Below are 16,957 nucleotides of genomic sequence, written 5' to 3'. Positions count from 1 at the left end.
GAGGAGACTTACTGAGGCCGCTGCCGGAGGACGCAGAACTCGTTACCTTCGGGATCCGCCAATACCACCCACGATTGTTCCCCCTGGCCGATATCGACACGCTGTGCGCCGTGAGCCACCAGACGAGCCACCTCGGCGTCCTGGTCGTCGGGCCTGAAGTCGAGATGCAGTCGGCTCTTGGCCTTCTTGGCCTCCTCGAGCCGGACGAAGTCCAGCCCCGGCAGACGGTCCGGCGCCGGGCGGATCTCGAACTCCTCGTCGGAGGAGTGGACCACAACCCAGCCAAGGGCCTCGGCCCACCACTGCCCCAAGGCCACCGGATCCGTCGAGTGAACAATGACCTGTTCCCATTCCAAAGCCATCCGCCGAGCCTAGCCATGCCGGACTTCGGACGACACGCATTTAAGGAGGCATGCGGTTCACCGAAGGGCGCGGCCCCGCCGCTCCTGTGAGAAAGCCCCTCCTCCGTTCCGGCGCTCGGCCCGCTGCGTTACCGTAACCGCGATCGGAAAGGGAACACGGGGGTCCGCAGTGGAGCTGGTGGAGCATATAGCGGCAGTACGGGACGGATCGGGCGATCCCGCCGCAATGGTGGGCGAGTTCCGGCGTACCGCGGTACTGGTGCCGCTGGTCGACGACGACTTCATGACGGCGACGTACGGCGGGATCCACTGGATCTACGCCTTTACGGACGAATTCGCCCTGTCGCGCTTCGCCGAGGCCCGCGGCGCGGCGCGCGAGGAGTGGGAGTTCGCGTCCGTGCTGGGGGCCCGGCTGCTGGATGTGATGGTCCCCGCGCTGGACGGTCCGGCGGGGGTCGCCCTCGACGTGGCCGACGAGGACGGCTCGATGATGTTCCCGCCGGTGAAGGGGATCGTGCCGGACGAGGTGGCGGTGGACCTCACCGAAACCGAAGCCGCGGAGATCCGGGCCGAAACCGGCCCGGACACCACCCCGGGGACTCCCCGATGAGCGGCGGCGGAAACGCCGACTTCAAGGTCACCCAGGAGTCCGTCAACCTCATCACCAAGGGCCTGCGCTCCGCGATCGGCGAGCTGAAAGATGTGGGCAGCTCCACCGGCGCCCTCCAGGGCAGTGGCTTCGGCGACATGACGATGTCGAAGACGGAGGCCGGTGGCGGCGGTCTGGCCGACGCGTTCGAGGGGTTCTGCGACCGCTGGGAGTGGGGCGTACGGGCGCTGATCCAGGACGCCAACGCACTCGCCGACCGGCTGGGGATCGCGGCGGGCGCGTCCTGGGAGGAGGACCAGTACTGGGGCGGCACGTTCAAGGTGGCCGTGAACGCCCTGTCCCCCACCGGCAATCCGCACGCCACCGAGGAAGAGATCGCCAAGCAGAGCTGGGGCGACGTCCTCATGCCCGACGCGCCCGACTACAGCGCCGAGTCCTGGAAGCAGGCGGGCGCCGAGATGGGCCAGACCTGGAAGGACACCGGCCGCAGCCTGGTGACCGAGGGGTACGGCGGTTTCCAGACCGGCCTGGTGAACGAAGCGGCGGGCATCGACGACCAGCGGTTCGACCAGGCCGTGGACGACACGTTCGGCCCCTCCCCCGAGGAACGCGCCCAAGCCCAGGCACAGGCGCAAGCACAACAGCAACAACCAGGTCAGGGCGGCGGGGGTGAGCACTGATGGGGCTCGGTGACTTCGTACCGGACGGGGTCGAGGACTGGGTCGAGGACCGGGTCGAGGACGTCGGCGACGGCATCGAGAGCGCCGGCAGCTGGACCGCGGACCGCTTGGACGACGCCGGCTGGGAGAGCGGCGCGGAGTGGGTCCGCGACAAGAGCGCCACCGCCGCCGACGCGCTCGGCGCCGACGTGGACGAGTGGCAGCTCGACCAGACCGACGACCCCAAGAAGCTGGTCCACGGCGACCCCGGCAAGCTGCGGTCCACCGCCGAGCACCTGACCGACTTCGCGAAGGCGTTCAACAACGTCGGCCGCGGCCTCAAGGGCGTCGACCCCGACCAGCTCATGAAGGGCGTGTTCGCCAACGCCTTCTACAGCAAGGTCTCGGTCGAGCCGAAGAAGTGGTACAAGGCCGCCGACGCCTGCGAGAAGGCGAGCGGCGCGCTGAGCAGCTTCGCCGCCACGGTCGAGTGGGCGCAAGCGCAGGCGCAGCTGGCCATCGACAAGTACAAGGCGGCGAAGAAGGCGTCCGACGACGCCCGCTCGGCGCACAACAGCAAGGTGGACGCGTACAACACGGCCGCGTGGAAGTACAACCTCCTCCCCGCCGACCAGCGCGATCCGAGCACGCTGCCGGACAAGCCCGGCGCGTTCCACGACCCGGGCACCGAGGGCATCAAGGCGGCGGAGGACATCCTCAAAGAGGCCCGGCGGCAGCGCAACGAGGCGCACGACGCGGCCAAGAAGTCGGTGGAGAAGGCCCGTGACGAGGCGCCCGCGAAGCCGTCGTACAGCGAGCAGGTCTCGGACGGGTTCGAGGGGCTGAAGCTGGACGCCTCGCATCTGGCGGGCGGCATCATCAAGGGCACGGCGGGTGTGGTGAACTTCGCCCGCCAGGTGAACCCGATGGACCCGTACAACCTCACCCACCCCGCCGAGTACGTCACCAACCTCAACAGCACCGCGGCCGGTCTGGTCCAGATGGCCAACAACCCGGGCGGCGCGCTGAAGGGCATGTACGACTCCTTCACCAAGGACCCGGCGGAGGGCATCGGACGGCTGCTGCCCGAGCTGATCGGCACCAAGGGGCTGGGCGCGGCCAAGGGGGCCGTCACCGCCGCCAAGACCGCCAAGACCGCCGAGACCGCCGCGGCCGCGAGCAAGGTGGAGTCGGGGCTCGCGCATCTGGCGAAGGACGGCCACTCGCCGCACTCCATCCCGAACGCCGCCAAGACCCCCGGGCCCACCGACCCGGTGGACCTGGCCACCGGCCGGATGTATCTGCCGCAGACGGATGTGTCGCTGCCGGGTGTGCTGCCGCTGATGTTCACCCGGCAGGGGATGTCCGGCTACCGGGCGGGCCGCTGGTTCGGCCCGTCGTGGGCGTGCACCGCCGATCAGCGGCTGGAGATCGGTCCCGCGGGCGTGGTCTTCGTCCAGCAGGACGGGCTGCTGCTGGACTACCCGCATCCGGCGCCCGGCGTGCCGACGCTGCCGAAGGCGGGCCCGCGCTGGCCGCTGGAGCGCACCCCCGAGGGCGACTTCACGGTCACCGACCCGGGCACCGGCCACGTGCGGTATTTCACCGGCCCGGCGGACGGCGGCGACGGAGACGCGCCGCTGGCGGAGATCGGCGACCGCAACGGGCACCGGCTGACGTTCGAGTACGGCGCGGACGGCGCCCCGGCCGCCATCGTCCACAGCGGCGGCTACCACCTGAAGCTGACCACGCGGGACGGCCGGATCACCGCCCTGCACCTGGCGGGCGGCGCCCCGGACGGCTCGGACCAGGAGCTGGTGCGGTACGGCTACACCGACGGCGATCTCACCGAGGTCATCAACTCCTCCGGCCGCCCGACGCGGTTCGCCTACGACGACGAGCGCCGGATCATCGCGTGGACGGACACCAACGGCCACGCCTACGACTACGTCTACGACAACCGCGACCGGGTGATCGCCGAGGGCGGCACCGAGGGCCACTTCGCGGCCCGCCTCCACTACGGCGCGCCCGACCCCGCCACCGGTCACCGGGTCACCACGGTCACCTCCGCCGAGGGGCACACCAGCCGCTATGTGGTGAACGAGCGGTCCCAGATCGTGGCCGTGACGGACGGCGCGGGCCATACGGTCCGCACCGAGCAGAATCGTTTCGGCAGGGTGCTGTCCCGTACCGATCCGCTCGGCCGGACCGTCCGTTACGCCTACGACGCGGCGGGCCGCCCGGTCCTCATGGTCACCCCCGACGGCCACCGCGCCGAGGCCACCTACAACGACCTGGGCCTCCCGGTGGAGATCACCGCGGCCGACGGCACGGTCCGGCGCCACGCGTACGACGAGCGCGGCAACCGCACCGCCTCCACCGACCCCATGGGGCAGACCACGCGCTACACGTACGACGCGCGCGGCCACCTGTCCACGGTCACCGACCCGCTCGGCGCGACCACCCGGGTGCGCTGCGACGCGGCCGGGCTGCCGGTGGAGATCACCGACCCGCTGGGCGCCGTCACCGTCTACCGCCGGGACGCCTTCGGCCGCCCCACCGCCGTCGTCGATCCGCTCGGCGCGACCACCCGCCTGGAGTGGACGACCGAGGGCAGGCTGGCCCGGCACATCGCCCCGGACGGCGCCGAGCAGCGCTGGGTGTACGACGGCGAGGGCAACTGCACGTCCCATGTGGACGCGGGCGGCGGGGAGACCTCGTACGAATACGCCCACTTCGACCAGCTCGTCGCCCAGACCGGACCGGACGGGGCGCGCTACGAGTTCACCCACGACAAGGAGCTGCGGCTCACCCGGGTCACCAATCCGCAGGGGCTCACCTGGGATTACACGTACGACCCGGCGGGGCGGCTGCTCTCCGAGTCGGACTTCGACGGCCGGACCCTGGAGTACACGTACGACGCCGCCGGGTCGCTGGTCTCCCGTACCAACCCACTCGGCCAGACGGTCTCCTTCGAGCGCGACCCCGTCGGCCGCGTCGTGCGCAAGGACGCCGATGGCCGGTCCACCACCTTCTCCTACGACCCGGGCGGGCGGCTGGCGACGGCCTTCGGCCCGGACGCGGAGGCGGTGTTCCGGCGGGACCGGGCGGGGCGGCTCACCTCCGAGGTGGTGGGCGGCCGCGCGCTGACCCACGCCCACGACGCGCTGGGCCGCCGTACCCGCCGTACCACTCCATCCGGCGCCACCTCGACCTTCGCGTACGACGCGGCGGGCCACCGCACGACCCTCACCTCCTGCGGCCACACCCTCGCCTTCGCCCGCGACGCCATCGGGCGGGAGGTCGGCCGCCACATCGGCGACGGCCTCACCATCGCCCAGATCTGGGACCCGGCGGGACGGCTGGCCGAACAGACCGTCACCGGCCCGTCCGCCCAGCCGCTCCAGCACCGCGCGTACCACTACCGCGCCGACGGCCACCTGATCGGCATCGACGACCAGCTCGGCGGCGCCCGCCGCTTCGACGTCGACGCGGGCGGCCGCGTCACCGCCGTCCACGCCAGGAACTGGACCGAGACCTACGCCTACGACGGCGCGGGCAACCAGACCTACGCCGCCTGGCCGGAGAAGCTCCCCGGCGGCGCCGACGCCACCGGCCACCGCGCCTACGACGGCACCCGCATCACCCGCGCCGGACGGGTCCGCTACGAACACGACGCGGCGGGCCGCATCACCCTGCGGCAGAAGAACCGGCTGTCGAAGAAGCCCGACACCTGGCGCTACTCCTGGGACGCCGAGGACCGCCTCACCTCCGTCACCACCCCCGACGGCACGGTCTGGCGCTACCTCTACGACCCGCTCGGCCGCCGCATCGCCAAGCTCCGGCTCGGCGAGGACGGCGAAACGGCCGTGGAGCGCGTCGACTTCACCTGGGACGGCTTCACCCTGGTCGAGCAGACCACCACCGCCCCCGGGCTGCCCGACCCGGTGACCCTCACCTGGGACCACGACGGCGCCCGCCCGGTCGCCCAGACCGAGCGCATCACCGACGCCACCACCCAGGCCGAGATCGACCAGCGCTTCTTCGGCATCGTCACCGACCTGGTGGGCACGCCCAGCGAACTCGTCGACGAATCCGGCGAGATCGCCTGGCGCACCCGCACCACGCTGTGGGGCACCACCACCTGGTCCCGGCACAGCAGCGCGTACACCCCGCTGCGCTTCCCCGGCCAGTACTACGACCCGGAGACCGGCCTCCACTACAACCACCACCGGTACTACGACCCGGAGACGGCCCGCTACACCACCCCGGACCCGCTGGGCCTGGAGGCAGCGGCCAACGCCGCCACGTACGTCCCCAACCCGCACGCGGCCATCGACCCGCTGGGCCTGTGCCCCAAGCTCCCCCACGAACAGCCCCCGTCCGGCGCCTTCGGTCCGGCCCCCGAACCCTGGGCCCGCCCGGACGGCGACGCCGTGCTCAGCGGCCACGGCGGCATCGCCCCGGGCGACGGCGCCGCGGCCACCGTGCCCGAGGGCACGTACCTGCACATGTACAGCCGGCACGGCGAAACCATCTCGGACTCCCTGGGCAACCAGATCGAGATCGGCAATCCCAAGGCCGTGGAGGTGTACGGTCCCGGGGAGAAACTGCCGGACTACATCCTGTCTCCCCCGGAGGGCCTGAAGATCATGGGCTCGCCCACGACGGTGGCGAGCGACACCCGTCTCTCCCACCTGCTCCAGCCGAACATGGGACGCGTGCACTGGGCCGCGTGCCGCTGGGTCCCCGACGTCCTGTAACCCTCTCTCCACTGGAAGGAATCGTCACCTTGTCCCGGTTCGAGGACCTGTCCCCGTACGCGTACACCCCCGGCATCGGGGTGCCACCGGGGGTCGAGGCGTTCACCGTCGGCTGGCTGGAGAAGCAGGACGACTTCCCGCGCGGCGACGTGCCGGCGGCCTTCGTCGAATCCCTCGGGGTGCTCTGCCGGGACGACTCCCAGAACGCCATGCGCGGCCTGTTCCCCTGCACGCTCCCGCACCCGGAGGGGAAGCCCGCGTACCCGGTCGCCATCGAGGTCGGCGGCCGGCGGGTCACCCTCGGCGCCGCGGAGATCAGGGTGGTGGCCGAGGACGGCAGGTGGCTGATCGCCCCGAACCTCGTCCACCATTACATCACCGCGCACGCCTACCTTCCGCCCGCGGAGTTCATCGAAGCGGTGACGGCGCGGCGCACCGCCCCCAGGATGTAGCCGGGCCGTGGAGGCCCCGGCTCAGCCCTCCAGGCCCGCCCCCAGCAGGCGGCCCACCGGCTGCCCACATCTGATTTTTCTTTGATCGGCGGTGAGCCCACACCGCAGCGGGCCCGCACCGCAGCGGGCCCGCGACGGCCACTCTCTCCTCAGACGTCCCCGTCGTAGTCGGCCCCGAGGGTCACCTCCCGCCACGTCTCGAACCCGGCCCGCAGGGTGTCCAGCCTGGCGGTGGCGATGTCGTACGCCGACCTGCCCAGCAGCAGCCGCAGCGGCGGCTCCTCGGCCCGGACCGCCCCGATGATCGCCTCGGCGGCGCGGACCGGATCGCCGGGCTGACGGCCGTACGTGGCCAGGGTGGCCGCGCGCCGGGCGCCCGCGGTCTCGGCGTAGTCGTCGAGGACGGTCGCCGACTGGCGCATCGAAGGACCGGACCAGTTCGTACGGAAGCCACCCGGCTCGACGATCGTCACCTTGATGCCCAGCGGGGCGACCTCGGCCGCCAGCGACTCGGAAAGCCCCTCCACGGCGAACTTGGTGGCGTGGTAGTAGCCGGTGGCGCCGAAGGCGGCCAGCCCGCCGACCGAGGAGACGTTCACGATGTGGCCGCGGCGGCGGGCGCGCATACCGGGCAGGACGGCCCGGGTGACATCGGCCAACCCGAAGACGTTGGTGTCGAACAGGGCACGGATCTCGTGGTCCTCGCCCTCCTCGACGGCGGCGAGATAGCCGTATCCGGCGTTGTTGACCAGCACATCGATGCGTCCGAAGGTGGCCTCCGCCTCCTTGACGGCCTCCGCGGCCCTGCCGGTGTCGGTGACGTCGAGCGCGAGCGCCAGAGCGCGGTCCTCGTGCCGGGCGACCAGGTCCGCCACCGTGCCCGGATCGCGGGCGGTGACGACGGCACGCCCGCCCCCTTCGAGGACGGCGGTGGCGAGAGCGCGGCCGAGGCCGGTGGAGCAGCCGGTGATGAACCAAACGGAGTCGTTGGCGCTCATGTGAAGAAGTCTTTCCTTTCTGGAATGTCCCCGGCAGTGAGACTGCCGAGCAGGGACAGCGCGTGTTCGGAGGGGCTGCCCGGTGCGGCCTGGTAGACGACCAGCTGCTGGCCGGGGGCGCCGTTCACGGTCAGCGACTCGTAATCCAGCGTCAGCTCGCCGACCACGGGATGCCGGAAACGCTTGGTCTCATGCGCCTTCTGGCGAATGTCATGACGGGCCCACAACCGCCGGAACGCCTCGCTGCGCAACGACAGTTCGCCGACCACCTCGATCAGCTGAGGGTCGTCGTAGTCGGTGCCGACGGCCGCCCGCAGCCCGGCGACCGTGCTGACGGCCACCCGCTCCCACTCCGGGTAGAAGTCCTCGGCGTCCGGGTCGAGGAACACCAGCCGCAGCAGATCCCCGCTGTGGGCGTGCCCATCGAACAGGGCCCGGCCCAGGGGGTTGTGGGCGAGCACGGTCAGACGGCGCCCCAGCACCACGGCCGGGGTCCGGTGCCAGCCCTCCATCATCCGCAACAGCACCGGGCTGACCCGCTCCTCCCATACGCCCTCCCGTACGCCCTCCCGTGCGCCTTTCCGGCGCCGCGCGGGCGCGGGCCGCGCGAGCTGATGCAGATGCGCCACCGCGTCCTCCTCCAGCCCCAGCACCCGGGCCAGCGCGTCGACCACCTGTGCCGACGGATGCCGCTCCCGGCCCTGCTCCAGCCGTACGTAGTAGTCGGTGCTCACCCCGGCGAGCATCGCCACCTCTTCCCGCCGCAGCCCGGCCACCCGACGCCGCACGCCGGCCGGCAGACCCAGTTCCTCGGGGCTCAGCAGCTCACGGCGGGCGCGCAGGAACTGCCCGAGCAGGTTCTCGCTGTCCACGCTCTCCATGGATTCGACGCTACGCCGGGGCGGCGGCGTACGGGGCGCCGGAAGGTGGCCGTAATCCTCCTAGGATCACGCCGTCCGGGTGGATCGCGGCCTGGAGCGGTACGGAAGCTGCGGAAACCCTGGACCCATGACCGAACGAAACCACCCCCACCTCCCTCTGTCCGGCCGCATCGCGGTGATCACGGGCGCCACCAGCGGAATCGGCGCTGCCACCGCCCGCCGCCTGGTGGCCGACGGCGCACACGTCGCCCTCCTGGGCCGCCGCGAAGACCGCCTGAAGGCCCTGGCCGACGAACTACGCGGGGACGGCCCCGGCGCGGCCCTCCCCCTGGCCGTGGACCTGACCGCCCCCGAGGCCCTCACCGCCGCCGCGGACACGATCCACAGCACGCTCGGCCGCGTCGACCTCGTCGTGGCCAACGCCGGCGTGATGCTCGGCGCCCCCTTCGAAACCGCGGCCACGGACGAATGGGACCGCATGCTCGACACCAACCTGCGCGCCCTGCTGCACACCGCCCGCGCCTTCACCGACGACCTCATCGCCACCGCCGCCGACGGCCACCCAGCGGACCTCGTCCACATCGGCTCGGTGGCCGGACACCTTCTGTACCCCAACTGGTCCGTCTACTCCGCCACCAAGGCCGCCGTAGCCCACCTGACCCGCAACCTGCGCGCCGAACTCGGCCCGCGCGACGTCCGCGTGAAGAACGTCGAACCGGGCGTCACGGTCACCGAGCTGGGCAACGACATGAGCGACCCGCGGATGCGCACAACCCTCACCGGAATGCGCACCACCCTCACCCCCCTCACCGCCGAGGACATAGCGGAAGCGATCGCCTTCGCGGTCGCGGCCCCACCACATGTGAACATCGCCGAGTTGGTGGTGGTCCCCGTACAACAGGGCTGACACCGCCGCCCCCGGCCGCAACCTGGACGGTCGGCTGGACGTCTTCGCCCGGGACTCCGAGGGCATCGTCAAGCACATTTGGCAGACCACCCCGGAAAACACCGCGTGGTCGGACTGGAACTCGCTCGGGACGCCCTGAGCAGCGGCACCAAGCCGTCACCGTCGGTTCTTCAGCGCTGCTGCCCTGGGGTGAGCCGCCCGGCGCTGCGGTAGGTGGAGATGCCCAGGGCCAGCAGCCACCAGCTGAAGATCGCACCCATCAGGGCGGTGGTGCCCCAGCCGTTCGCCGCGTAGAAGTGCGCGGGGGTGTTGCCGAAGAACAGGGACGGTACGAACGCCAGGTTCACACCCGCCAGGAGGTACGCCGAGCGGCTGGTCCACCGCGGGAGCAGCTTCGTGCGGGAGACGACGTAGCCCACCGCGGTCAGGAAGAACGCCAGCATGAGGCGGGAGATCGAACCGTAGAGGATGTACGTGCCGCTGACGGCCACGGTCGGATCGATCCGGCGGTCGGCGGCGATGACCGCACCGGCCTCCAGGCCGTGGGAGACCAGGGTGACCGTCAGATAGACGAGCCCCGTGGCGAGGGCCATCGAGCCGACCCACTCATACGCGGGGCTCACACACTTGACCAGTTCACGGAAGGCCGTCACGAACACGAGCAGGAACGCGAGCGCCACGATCCCGATCAGCAGCCTGGCCAGGACGTTCGAGTCCGGTGGCGGCCCGGAGTAGATGAAGTACAGGGGCACTTCGATGATGATGGCGGCCGCGGCGGCGATGCCCGCGATGCCGGTCACGCGTCTGGCAAAGGTCTCGTTCATGAGTGCCCCCGGGTTGTCCCTGTGGGTGGATCCCTCGTCCATCCATCTGCTGACGAGGTCAATCCTGCCGATCAGGACACGCGGCGTCGGTGGGCCTGAACACCGGATCAGGGGTGGCCCTGCCGACACCCCTGGGTTCCTTCCGGGGTGCGGTCAGTTCGCCGTCGACGACGGTGACCTCGCGGCTCCCGCAGACGCCTTCCGGACTGGGATAGTGGGCCCATGACCGACGCGTACGAGCGGATGATGGCGGCCAACCAGTCGAACTGGGACGCCCGGACCCCCGTCCACCTCGCCAGCCGGTTCTACGGGATCGACGGGGCCGGCGGGGAGCCGGACCCGTCCCGCTGGTTCGCCTCATGGGAGTGGGACGACCTCGGCGAGCTGGCCGGACGCGACGTACTGCACCTGCAGTGCCACCTCGGCACGGAGACGATCGCCTTCGCGCAGCGCGGGGCACGTGCCGTCGGTCTCGACTTCTCCGCGGCGTCCGTGGAGGCGGCGACCGGCATCGCGGCGCGGGCGGGCTTCGACGTGACGTATGTGCGGGCCAATGTGTACGACGCCGTGGAAGCGCTCGGCGGGCGGCAGTTCGATGTCGTCTACACCGGCAAGGGTGCCCTGTGCTACCTCCCCGACCTGGACCGCTGGGCCGGTGTCGTCGCCAACCTGCTGCGCCCCGGCGGCCGCCTGTACGTCGTGGAGTTCCATCCGCTCCTCAACTCCCTGGGCCCGAAGCCCGCCCCCGACGAGGGCCCCGACCTCCTGCTCCGGCACGACTACCTGGGCGGCGGGGGCCACGTACACCGCGACGCGACGCACACGTACACCGACGGCCCGGCCGTCGAGGGCGCGACCGACAGCTACGAGTGGATGCATGGGCTGGACGAGGTCGTCAACGCCCTGGTCGGGGCGGGCCTGAGCGTCCGGCGGCTGCGCGAGTCACCTGAACTGCCCTGGCCCCGCTGGCCCCACATGACCCGCACCTCGTCCGGCTGGTGGCAGCTGCCGGAGCCGCGGATCCCCCTGCTGTACGGGCTTTTGGCATCCCGTTGAGCGATGGGCGGCGTCCACCGCGCCCTGGCGATGTCAGTGGTGCCTGGCAGACTCGGGCCGTCCCCGATCCGGAAGGCAGACGATGACCGGTACAGCCTCCCCCGAGCACTACGCGCCCCGCTGGGACAACGACAGCCGCCCGGCCCCGCCCTCCGTAGGCGGCGAACGGGAGACCCTGAGCGCCGTCCTGGACTGGCAACGGGCGACCTTCGAGCTCAAGTGCGCCGGCCTGCCTCCGGAGCGGCTGTCCGAACGGGCGGTGCCGCCGTCCGGCCTGTCCCTGCACGGCATCGTGCGGCATCTGGCCGGCGTCGAGCGCTGGTGGTTCCGTATCCAGTTCGCCGGTGAGAACGTCCCGATGCTCTACTACTCCGACGACGAGCCCGACCAGGACTTCGACAGCCTGGACGGCGACGTCGACGAAGCGTTCGCCGTCTGGCGGGCGGAGTGCGAGCGCTCCAGGCACATCACGGCCGCCGCCGCGTCCCTGGAGGAAACCGGGATCCGCAAGCGCACCGGCGAGCCGGTCTCACTGCGACGGATCATGGTGGACCTGATCGCTGAGTACGCACGGCACAACGGGCACGCCGATCTCCTGCGCGAGCGCATCGACGGCTCCACCGGGATGTGACCGGACCGGAGCCGCCGCGCAGCCGGCGCCGTGCCGATTCCTCGGTGAAGTTCCCGGCGACGACGGCGCACGCCCATGACGATCCGCCCGCCGGGTCGGCGCTTCTTCGGCGCCGTCCCCGGCACCGGGCACCTCAGCGGTTGATCAGTTCTGCGAATCGCTGGGTGTTGATGTTGCCGCCGGAGGCGATGATGCCGATCCTGCGCGGAAGACCTTCGAGACGCCCGGCCATGAGGGCGGCCAGAGGGGTGGCGCCGCTGGGTTCGAGGACGATCTTCAGGCGCTCGAAGGCGAACCGCATGGCGTCGACGATGTCCTCGTCACCGACGAGGGCGATCGCGTCGACCAGGCGCTGGTTGATGGGGAAGGTGATCTCGCCGGGCGTGGGCAGGGCTTGGCCGTCGGCGATGGTGCGGGGCACGGGGATGGTGACGCGCGCGCCGCTGTCCAGCGAGCGCTTGGTGTCGTCGCCTTCCTCGGGTTCGACGCCGATGACCTTGACGCCGGGGCGAAGCGCCTTGGCGGCCGTGGCGCTTCCGGCGATGAGGCCACCGCCGCCGACGGGTACGACGAGGGCGTCGAGGTCGCCTGTCTCCTCGAAGAGTTCGAGGGCAGCGGTGCCCTGTCCGGCGATGACATGAGGGTGGTCGTAGGGCGGGATGAGGGCCAGGCCGCGTTCCTCGGCCAGGGCTTCGCCGAGGGCGGTGCGGTCCTGGGTGTAGCGGTCGTAGGTGACGATCTCCGCGCCGTAGCCGGCGGTGGCCTCCAACTTGGAGCGCGGGGCGTCCTCGGGCATGAGGATGACCGCGGTGGTGCCCAGTTCGCGGGCGGCCAGGGCGGTGGCCTGGGCGTGGTTGCCGGAGGAGTAGGCGGCGACGCCCTTGGCCAGCTGCTCGGCGGGCAGTTGGGCGACGGCGTTGTAGGCGCCGCGGAACTTGAAGGCGCCGACGCGCTGGAAGTTCTCGCACTTGATGAACACCTCGGCGCCGACCCGGGCGTTCAGGGTGCGGGAGGTGAGGACGGGCGTGCGGTGGGCGATCCCGTCGAGGCGCGCGGCGGCCTCACGGACGTCGTCGAAGGAAACGGGCGGTGCAGCGGCCATGGTGAATCCCCTTGCGGTGGTGAGAAGTCGAACCGCGTGCTGAGGATCGCCGAGTCTAGCCTATTCGTCTAGATCTGTAATAGCAGTCCAGAAAGCCCTCCTTGGACGTGACGCCAGATGGCACCGCTTGGCGCCACCGAGGTGCCACCCGGCGCCATTCCGCGCCACCAAAGGCGCGCGGACACGCATGGCGCCACCATGACTCAGACTGACTCCATTGCATTTCCGCAGGTCAAGGGCGTCACGCCCACATCCATCCCCCGCGCGACACCATTCGGGCTTGTGCATGGCGCCACAGTGGTGCCACTATGACGTCATGGACCTCACGCCGTATGTCGACACCCTCCGCCGCGAACTCGCGGTGGCTGCCGAAGCCGGCGGGGAAGATGCCCGCGAGCTGGCCGAGCGGCTCACCGCTCCTCTGGAGTCGGCGACCCGTCTGACCATGCTCAATGTGCTCTCCGCCGCGATGGACGAGATCACCCGCGAGCTCGCCCCCGGCTCGGTCGACGTACGGCTGCGCGGGCTCGACCCCGACTTCGTGGTGACGCCGCCGCCCACCGACGGTGGCTCCATGGAATCGGCGGCCGCGCCCGTCGAACCGCCCAAGGCACCGGCGCCCGCCGACGGCGACGAGGGCGGCACCGCCCGCGTCAATCTGCGGCTGCCGACCCACCTCAAGGCGCGCGCCGAGGAGGCCGCGAGCCGCGAGGGCCTGTCGGTCAACGCATGGCTGGTGCGGGCCGTATCGGCCGCGGTCGACGGCGGCTCGCGGCCGCATACGACGCAGAAGTCCCGCACCGTCGGACAGAGCTTCACGGGCTGGGTGCGCTAACCGCACCCGCACCCACGCTCACGCTCACCGCTCACGCCCCAAAAGAACGGCACTTCACCCACACCACGTCCCACCAGCGGGGACGCCCCAAGGACTCACGAGGACGGGACAGCCATGCCTTCTTTCGACACTCCCGAACCGATTTCGGTCGACGCGCACATCGGCGCCGGTTCCCTCCGGATCACCGCGAGCGACCGCCCCGACACCGTCGTCGAGGTACACCCCGGCAGCTCGAAGCGGGACAAGGACGTGCGGGCCGCCGAGCAGACCGAGGTCACGTACGCGAACGGCGTCCTGACCGTCAGGACGAAGGAACGCCGCCTCATCGGGCCCTCCGGCGCCGTCGACGTGGCGATCGACCTGCCCACGGGGTCGCGCGTCGACGTGACCGGATCCTGGATCAACATGCTCGGCGAGGGCCGGCTCGGCGAGACCCGGGTCAAGACCTCGGCCGGTGACGTCCGCCTCGACGCGACCGGGCCGCTCCACCTGACCGTCTCCCACGGCTCGATCACCGTCGACCGGGTCGAGGGCACGACCGAGCTCACCACCAGCTCCGGCAGCATGCGCGTCGGCACCCTCGACGGCCCCGCCGTCCTGAAGAACTCGCACGGCACCACGTCCGTCGCCGCCGTGACCGGCGATCTGCGGGTGAGCGGCGCCCACGGCGACATCGACATCGAGCGTGCCGAGAGCTCGGTCACCGCCACCACCGCCTACGGCGCGCTGCGCCTCGCCGACGTCGCCTCCGGCACCGTCCAGGCGGAGACCTCCTACGGCGCCATCGAGGTCGGCGTCCGCAAGGGCACCGCCGCCTGGCTCGACCTCAGCTCCGAGCGCGGGCAGGTGCGCAACGCGCTCGCCGACGCCGAGCCCCCGGAGGAGACCGAGGACACCGTCAAGGTCCGTGCCCGGACCCGCTGGGGCAACATCGACGTGCGCCGCACCCGGCGCTGAGCACCGGCCCCTCCCAGCTCGCCCACTTTCCCAGTCCCTTCAGCCTTCGAACGGGAGGGCTCCATGCCTTCATCTGTCATGCCCACATCCAAAACTGCCGCCTCCCCCGCAGCCTCCGCCGCCGTCTCGACCGTCGGCCTGCGCAAGTCGTACGGCGACAAGACCGTCCTCGACGGCATCGATCTGCGCATCCCCGCCGGTTCCGTATTCGCGCTGCTCGGGCCGAACGGCGCCGGTAAGACCACCACCGTGCAGATCCTGTCCACGCTCATCGCCGCCGACGGCGGCCAGGCCCAGGTCGCCGGGCACGACGTCGCGACCTCGCCCGACGGGGTGCGCGCCGCGATCGGCGTCACCGGGCAGTTCGCCGCGCTCGACGACCTGCTCACCGCCGAGGAGAACCTGCTCCTCATGGCCGACCTGCTGCGCCTCGACAAGCGCGAGGGCAGGAAGCGCGCCAGGGAACTGCTGGAGCGGTTCGACATCGCGGACGTCGCCGGCAACCGGGCCGCGACCTTCTCCGGCGGTATGCGGCGCCGGCTCGACATCGCCATGACGCTGGTCGGCGACCCGAAGGTGATCTTCCTGGACGAGCCGACGACCGGGCTCGACCCGCGCAGCCGCCGCACCATGTGGGAGACCGTGCGCTCGCTGGTCGCGAGCGGGGTCACCGTCTTCCTCACCACCCAATACCTCGAAGAGGCCGACCAGTTGGCGGACCGGATCGCCGTGCTCGACTGCGGCCGGATCGTCGCCGAGGGCACCGCCGACGAGCTCAAGGCGCGGATCCCCGGCAGTCACGTACGACTGCGGTTCGCCGAGACCGAGGAGTACGAGCGCGCGACGGCCGCCCTCTCCGGCGCGGCCCGCGACGACGAGAACCTCGCCCTGCGCGTGCCCAGCGACGCCGGCATGGAGGCGCTGCGCGCCCTGTTCGACCGGCTCGACGCGGCCGGGATCCGGGCCGCCGACTTCTCCGTCCACACCCCCGACCTCGACGACGTGTTCCTCGCCCTGACCGGCGACGGCAGCACCGGCACCGCTCTTCACGTCAAGGAGACCCTGCGATGAGCACCCTCACCTACGCCGTGCACGACTCGATGACGATGCTGCGGCGCAACCTGAAGCACGCCCTGCGCTATCCCGCCGTGTCCCTGGGCCCGGCCATGATGCCCATCCTGATGCTGCTGCTGTTCGTGTACGCCTTCGGGGACTCGATCGGCGCCGGCATGGGCGGCGGCCGGGACGCGTATCTGGAGTATCTGACGCCCGGCGTCATCATCATGGGCGTGGCGGCCGGTGCCATGTCGACCTCGATCGCGGTCTGCCAGGACATGACCGAGGGCATCATCAACCGCTTCCGCACCATGAACATCACGCGCTCGTCGTTCATGACGGGCCATGTCGTCGGCAGCGTCATCACGACGGTGGTGAGCCTGGTCCTGGTGGTGGGCGTGGCGCTCGCGCTCGGCTTCCGCCCGGACGCGAACCCGCTGGAGTGGCTGGCGGCGGCCGGGCTGATCACGGCGATCGCGTTCGCGGTGGCCTGGCTGTCGGCGGCGCTCGGCCTGATCTCCAAGACGGTGGAGTCCGCGAGCAACAAGCCGCTGCTCATCCAGTTCCTGCCGTTCCTCGGCTCGGCGTTCGTGCCGGCCGGCTCGATGGCCCCGGGCCTGCGCTGGTTCGCCCAGAACCAGCCGTTCACCCCGATGACCGAGACACTGCGCGGCCTGCTCACCGGTTCTCAGATCGGCAACAGCGGCTGGATCTCGCTCGCCTGGTGCGTCGGCATCACCCTGGTCGGCTACGTCTGGTCGCGCTCGCTGTTCAACAGCACCACCAAGCGCTGAGAGCCCGGCTTCCGCCTCGGCCGCTCCCGTACCCGCCGCCCGCGCCTGCCGCAGACCCGATCCGGGTCTG

Annotated in this window: 16 protein-coding genes; 11 read left to right on the top strand and 5 right to left on the bottom strand. The window is 71.2% G+C overall.

All coding sequences use genetic code 11. From position 1 onward, the window contains the following. Nucleotides 1-8 precede the first annotated feature (8 nt). Complete coding sequence (locus ACFZCY_RS05505; protein ID WP_391169684.1) at nt 9-362, bottom strand: VOC family protein; 354 nt, start codon at nt 360-362, stop codon at nt 9-11. 169 nt (nt 363-531) lie between these two features. Between ACFZCY_RS05505 and ACFZCY_RS05500 the strand changes: the two genes are divergently transcribed. From ACFZCY_RS05500 to ACFZCY_RS05485, 4 genes are read left to right on the top strand one after another with little or no spacing between them, the layout of a single operon-like run. Next, nucleotides 532-972, top strand: a complete 441-nt coding sequence (locus ACFZCY_RS05500) for an SseB family protein (RefSeq protein ID WP_391169682.1) — start codon at nt 532-534, stop codon at nt 970-972. Beyond that, complete coding sequence (locus tag ACFZCY_RS05495; RefSeq protein ID WP_391169680.1) at nt 969-1,652, top strand: hypothetical protein; 684 nt, start codon at nt 969-971, stop codon at nt 1,650-1,652. Before ACFZCY_RS05500 ends, ACFZCY_RS05495 begins: the two co-directional genes overlap by 4 nt. Next, nucleotides 1,652-6,394 (top strand): putative T7SS-secreted protein, encoded by a 4,743-nt coding sequence (locus ACFZCY_RS05490; RefSeq protein ID WP_391169678.1) that lies wholly within the window; start codon nt 1,652-1,654, stop codon nt 6,392-6,394. Before ACFZCY_RS05495 ends, ACFZCY_RS05490 begins: the two co-directional genes overlap by 1 nt. Before the next feature lie 29 nt (nt 6,395-6,423). After that, nucleotides 6,424-6,846, top strand: a complete 423-nt coding sequence (locus ACFZCY_RS05485) for a hypothetical protein (RefSeq protein WP_391169676.1) — start codon at nt 6,424-6,426, stop codon at nt 6,844-6,846. Between the two features lie 149 nt (nt 6,847-6,995). Here ACFZCY_RS05485 and ACFZCY_RS05480 read toward each other — a convergent pair whose 3' ends face one another. Together ACFZCY_RS05480 and ACFZCY_RS05475 are read right to left on the bottom strand one after the other, a co-directional pair. Next, the gene (locus ACFZCY_RS05480; RefSeq protein WP_391169674.1) at nt 6,996-7,844 is read right to left on the bottom strand and encodes an oxidoreductase; all 849 of its coding nucleotides are present in this window, start codon (nt 7,842-7,844) and stop codon (nt 6,996-6,998) included. Further along, nucleotides 7,841-8,725: a helix-turn-helix domain-containing protein gene (locus ACFZCY_RS05475; protein ID WP_391169672.1), complete on the bottom strand. Its 885-nt coding sequence runs from the start codon at nt 8,723-8,725 to the stop codon at nt 7,841-7,843. Before ACFZCY_RS05475 ends, ACFZCY_RS05480 begins: the two co-directional genes overlap by 4 nt. 127 nt (nt 8,726-8,852) lie before the next feature. Between ACFZCY_RS05475 and ACFZCY_RS05470 the strand changes: the two genes are divergently transcribed. Continuing rightward, nucleotides 8,853-9,632 (top strand): SDR family NAD(P)-dependent oxidoreductase, encoded by a 780-nt coding sequence (locus tag ACFZCY_RS05470; protein ID WP_391169669.1) that lies wholly within the window; start codon nt 8,853-8,855, stop codon nt 9,630-9,632. A gap of 170 nt (nt 9,633-9,802) precedes the next feature. On the opposite strand, the gene ACFZCY_RS05465 is transcribed toward ACFZCY_RS05470, so the two are convergent. Then, complete coding sequence (locus ACFZCY_RS05465) at nt 9,803-10,456, bottom strand: hypothetical protein (protein WP_391169667.1); 654 nt, start codon at nt 10,454-10,456, stop codon at nt 9,803-9,805. Nucleotides 10,457-10,678: 222 nt separating this feature from the next. On the opposite strand from ACFZCY_RS05465, the gene ACFZCY_RS05460 reads away from it, so the two are divergent. Both ACFZCY_RS05460 and ACFZCY_RS05455 read left to right on the top strand, forming a co-directional pair. Beyond that, nucleotides 10,679-11,512 carry a methyltransferase gene (locus tag ACFZCY_RS05460; RefSeq protein WP_391169665.1) on the top strand — a complete coding sequence of 278 codons (834 nt, stop codon included), beginning with the start codon at nt 10,679-10,681 and terminating at the stop codon, nt 11,510-11,512. Between the two features lie 82 nt (nt 11,513-11,594). Further along, nucleotides 11,595-12,143, top strand: coding sequence for a DUF664 domain-containing protein (locus tag ACFZCY_RS05455; protein WP_391169663.1), 549 nt, complete (start codon nt 11,595-11,597; stop codon nt 12,141-12,143). 133 nt (nt 12,144-12,276) lie between these two features. On the opposite strand, the gene ACFZCY_RS05450 is transcribed toward ACFZCY_RS05455, so the two are convergent. Continuing rightward, nucleotides 12,277-13,245, bottom strand: a complete 969-nt coding sequence (locus tag ACFZCY_RS05450) for a threo-3-hydroxy-L-aspartate ammonia-lyase (protein WP_391169661.1) — start codon at nt 13,243-13,245, stop codon at nt 12,277-12,279. A 316-nt stretch (nt 13,246-13,561) separates the two neighbouring features. Between ACFZCY_RS05450 and ACFZCY_RS05445 the strand changes: the two genes are divergently transcribed. From ACFZCY_RS05445 to ACFZCY_RS05430, 4 genes are all read left to right on the top strand, one after another. Beyond that, a complete protein-coding gene (locus ACFZCY_RS05445) occupies nt 13,562-14,080 on the top strand; it encodes a toxin-antitoxin system HicB family antitoxin (protein ID WP_391169659.1) in 519 nt (172 codons plus the stop codon). Nucleotides 14,081-14,194: 114 nt separating this feature from the next. Next, nucleotides 14,195-15,037, top strand: coding sequence for a DUF4097 family beta strand repeat-containing protein (locus ACFZCY_RS05440; protein WP_391169657.1), 843 nt, complete (start codon nt 14,195-14,197; stop codon nt 15,035-15,037). A gap of 78 nt (nt 15,038-15,115) precedes the next feature. Continuing rightward, entirely contained in the window at nt 15,116-16,108 is a 993-nt protein-coding gene (locus tag ACFZCY_RS05435; RefSeq protein ID WP_391169655.1) for an ATP-binding cassette domain-containing protein, read from the top strand. Beyond that, a complete protein-coding gene (locus ACFZCY_RS05430; RefSeq protein ID WP_391169653.1) occupies nt 16,105-16,887 on the top strand; it encodes an ABC transporter permease in 783 nt (260 codons plus the stop codon). The genes ACFZCY_RS05435 and ACFZCY_RS05430 overlap by 4 nt, the downstream gene beginning before the upstream one ends. Nucleotides 16,888-16,957: the final 70 nt, after the last annotated feature.

This window comes from Streptomyces sp. NPDC007983 (assembly GCF_042958345.1).
GTDB lineage: Bacteria > Actinomycetota > Actinomycetes > Streptomycetales > Streptomycetaceae > Streptomyces.
Note: the sequence above shows the minus strand (reverse complement) of the source record. Positions and strands in the feature narration are given on the sequence as shown.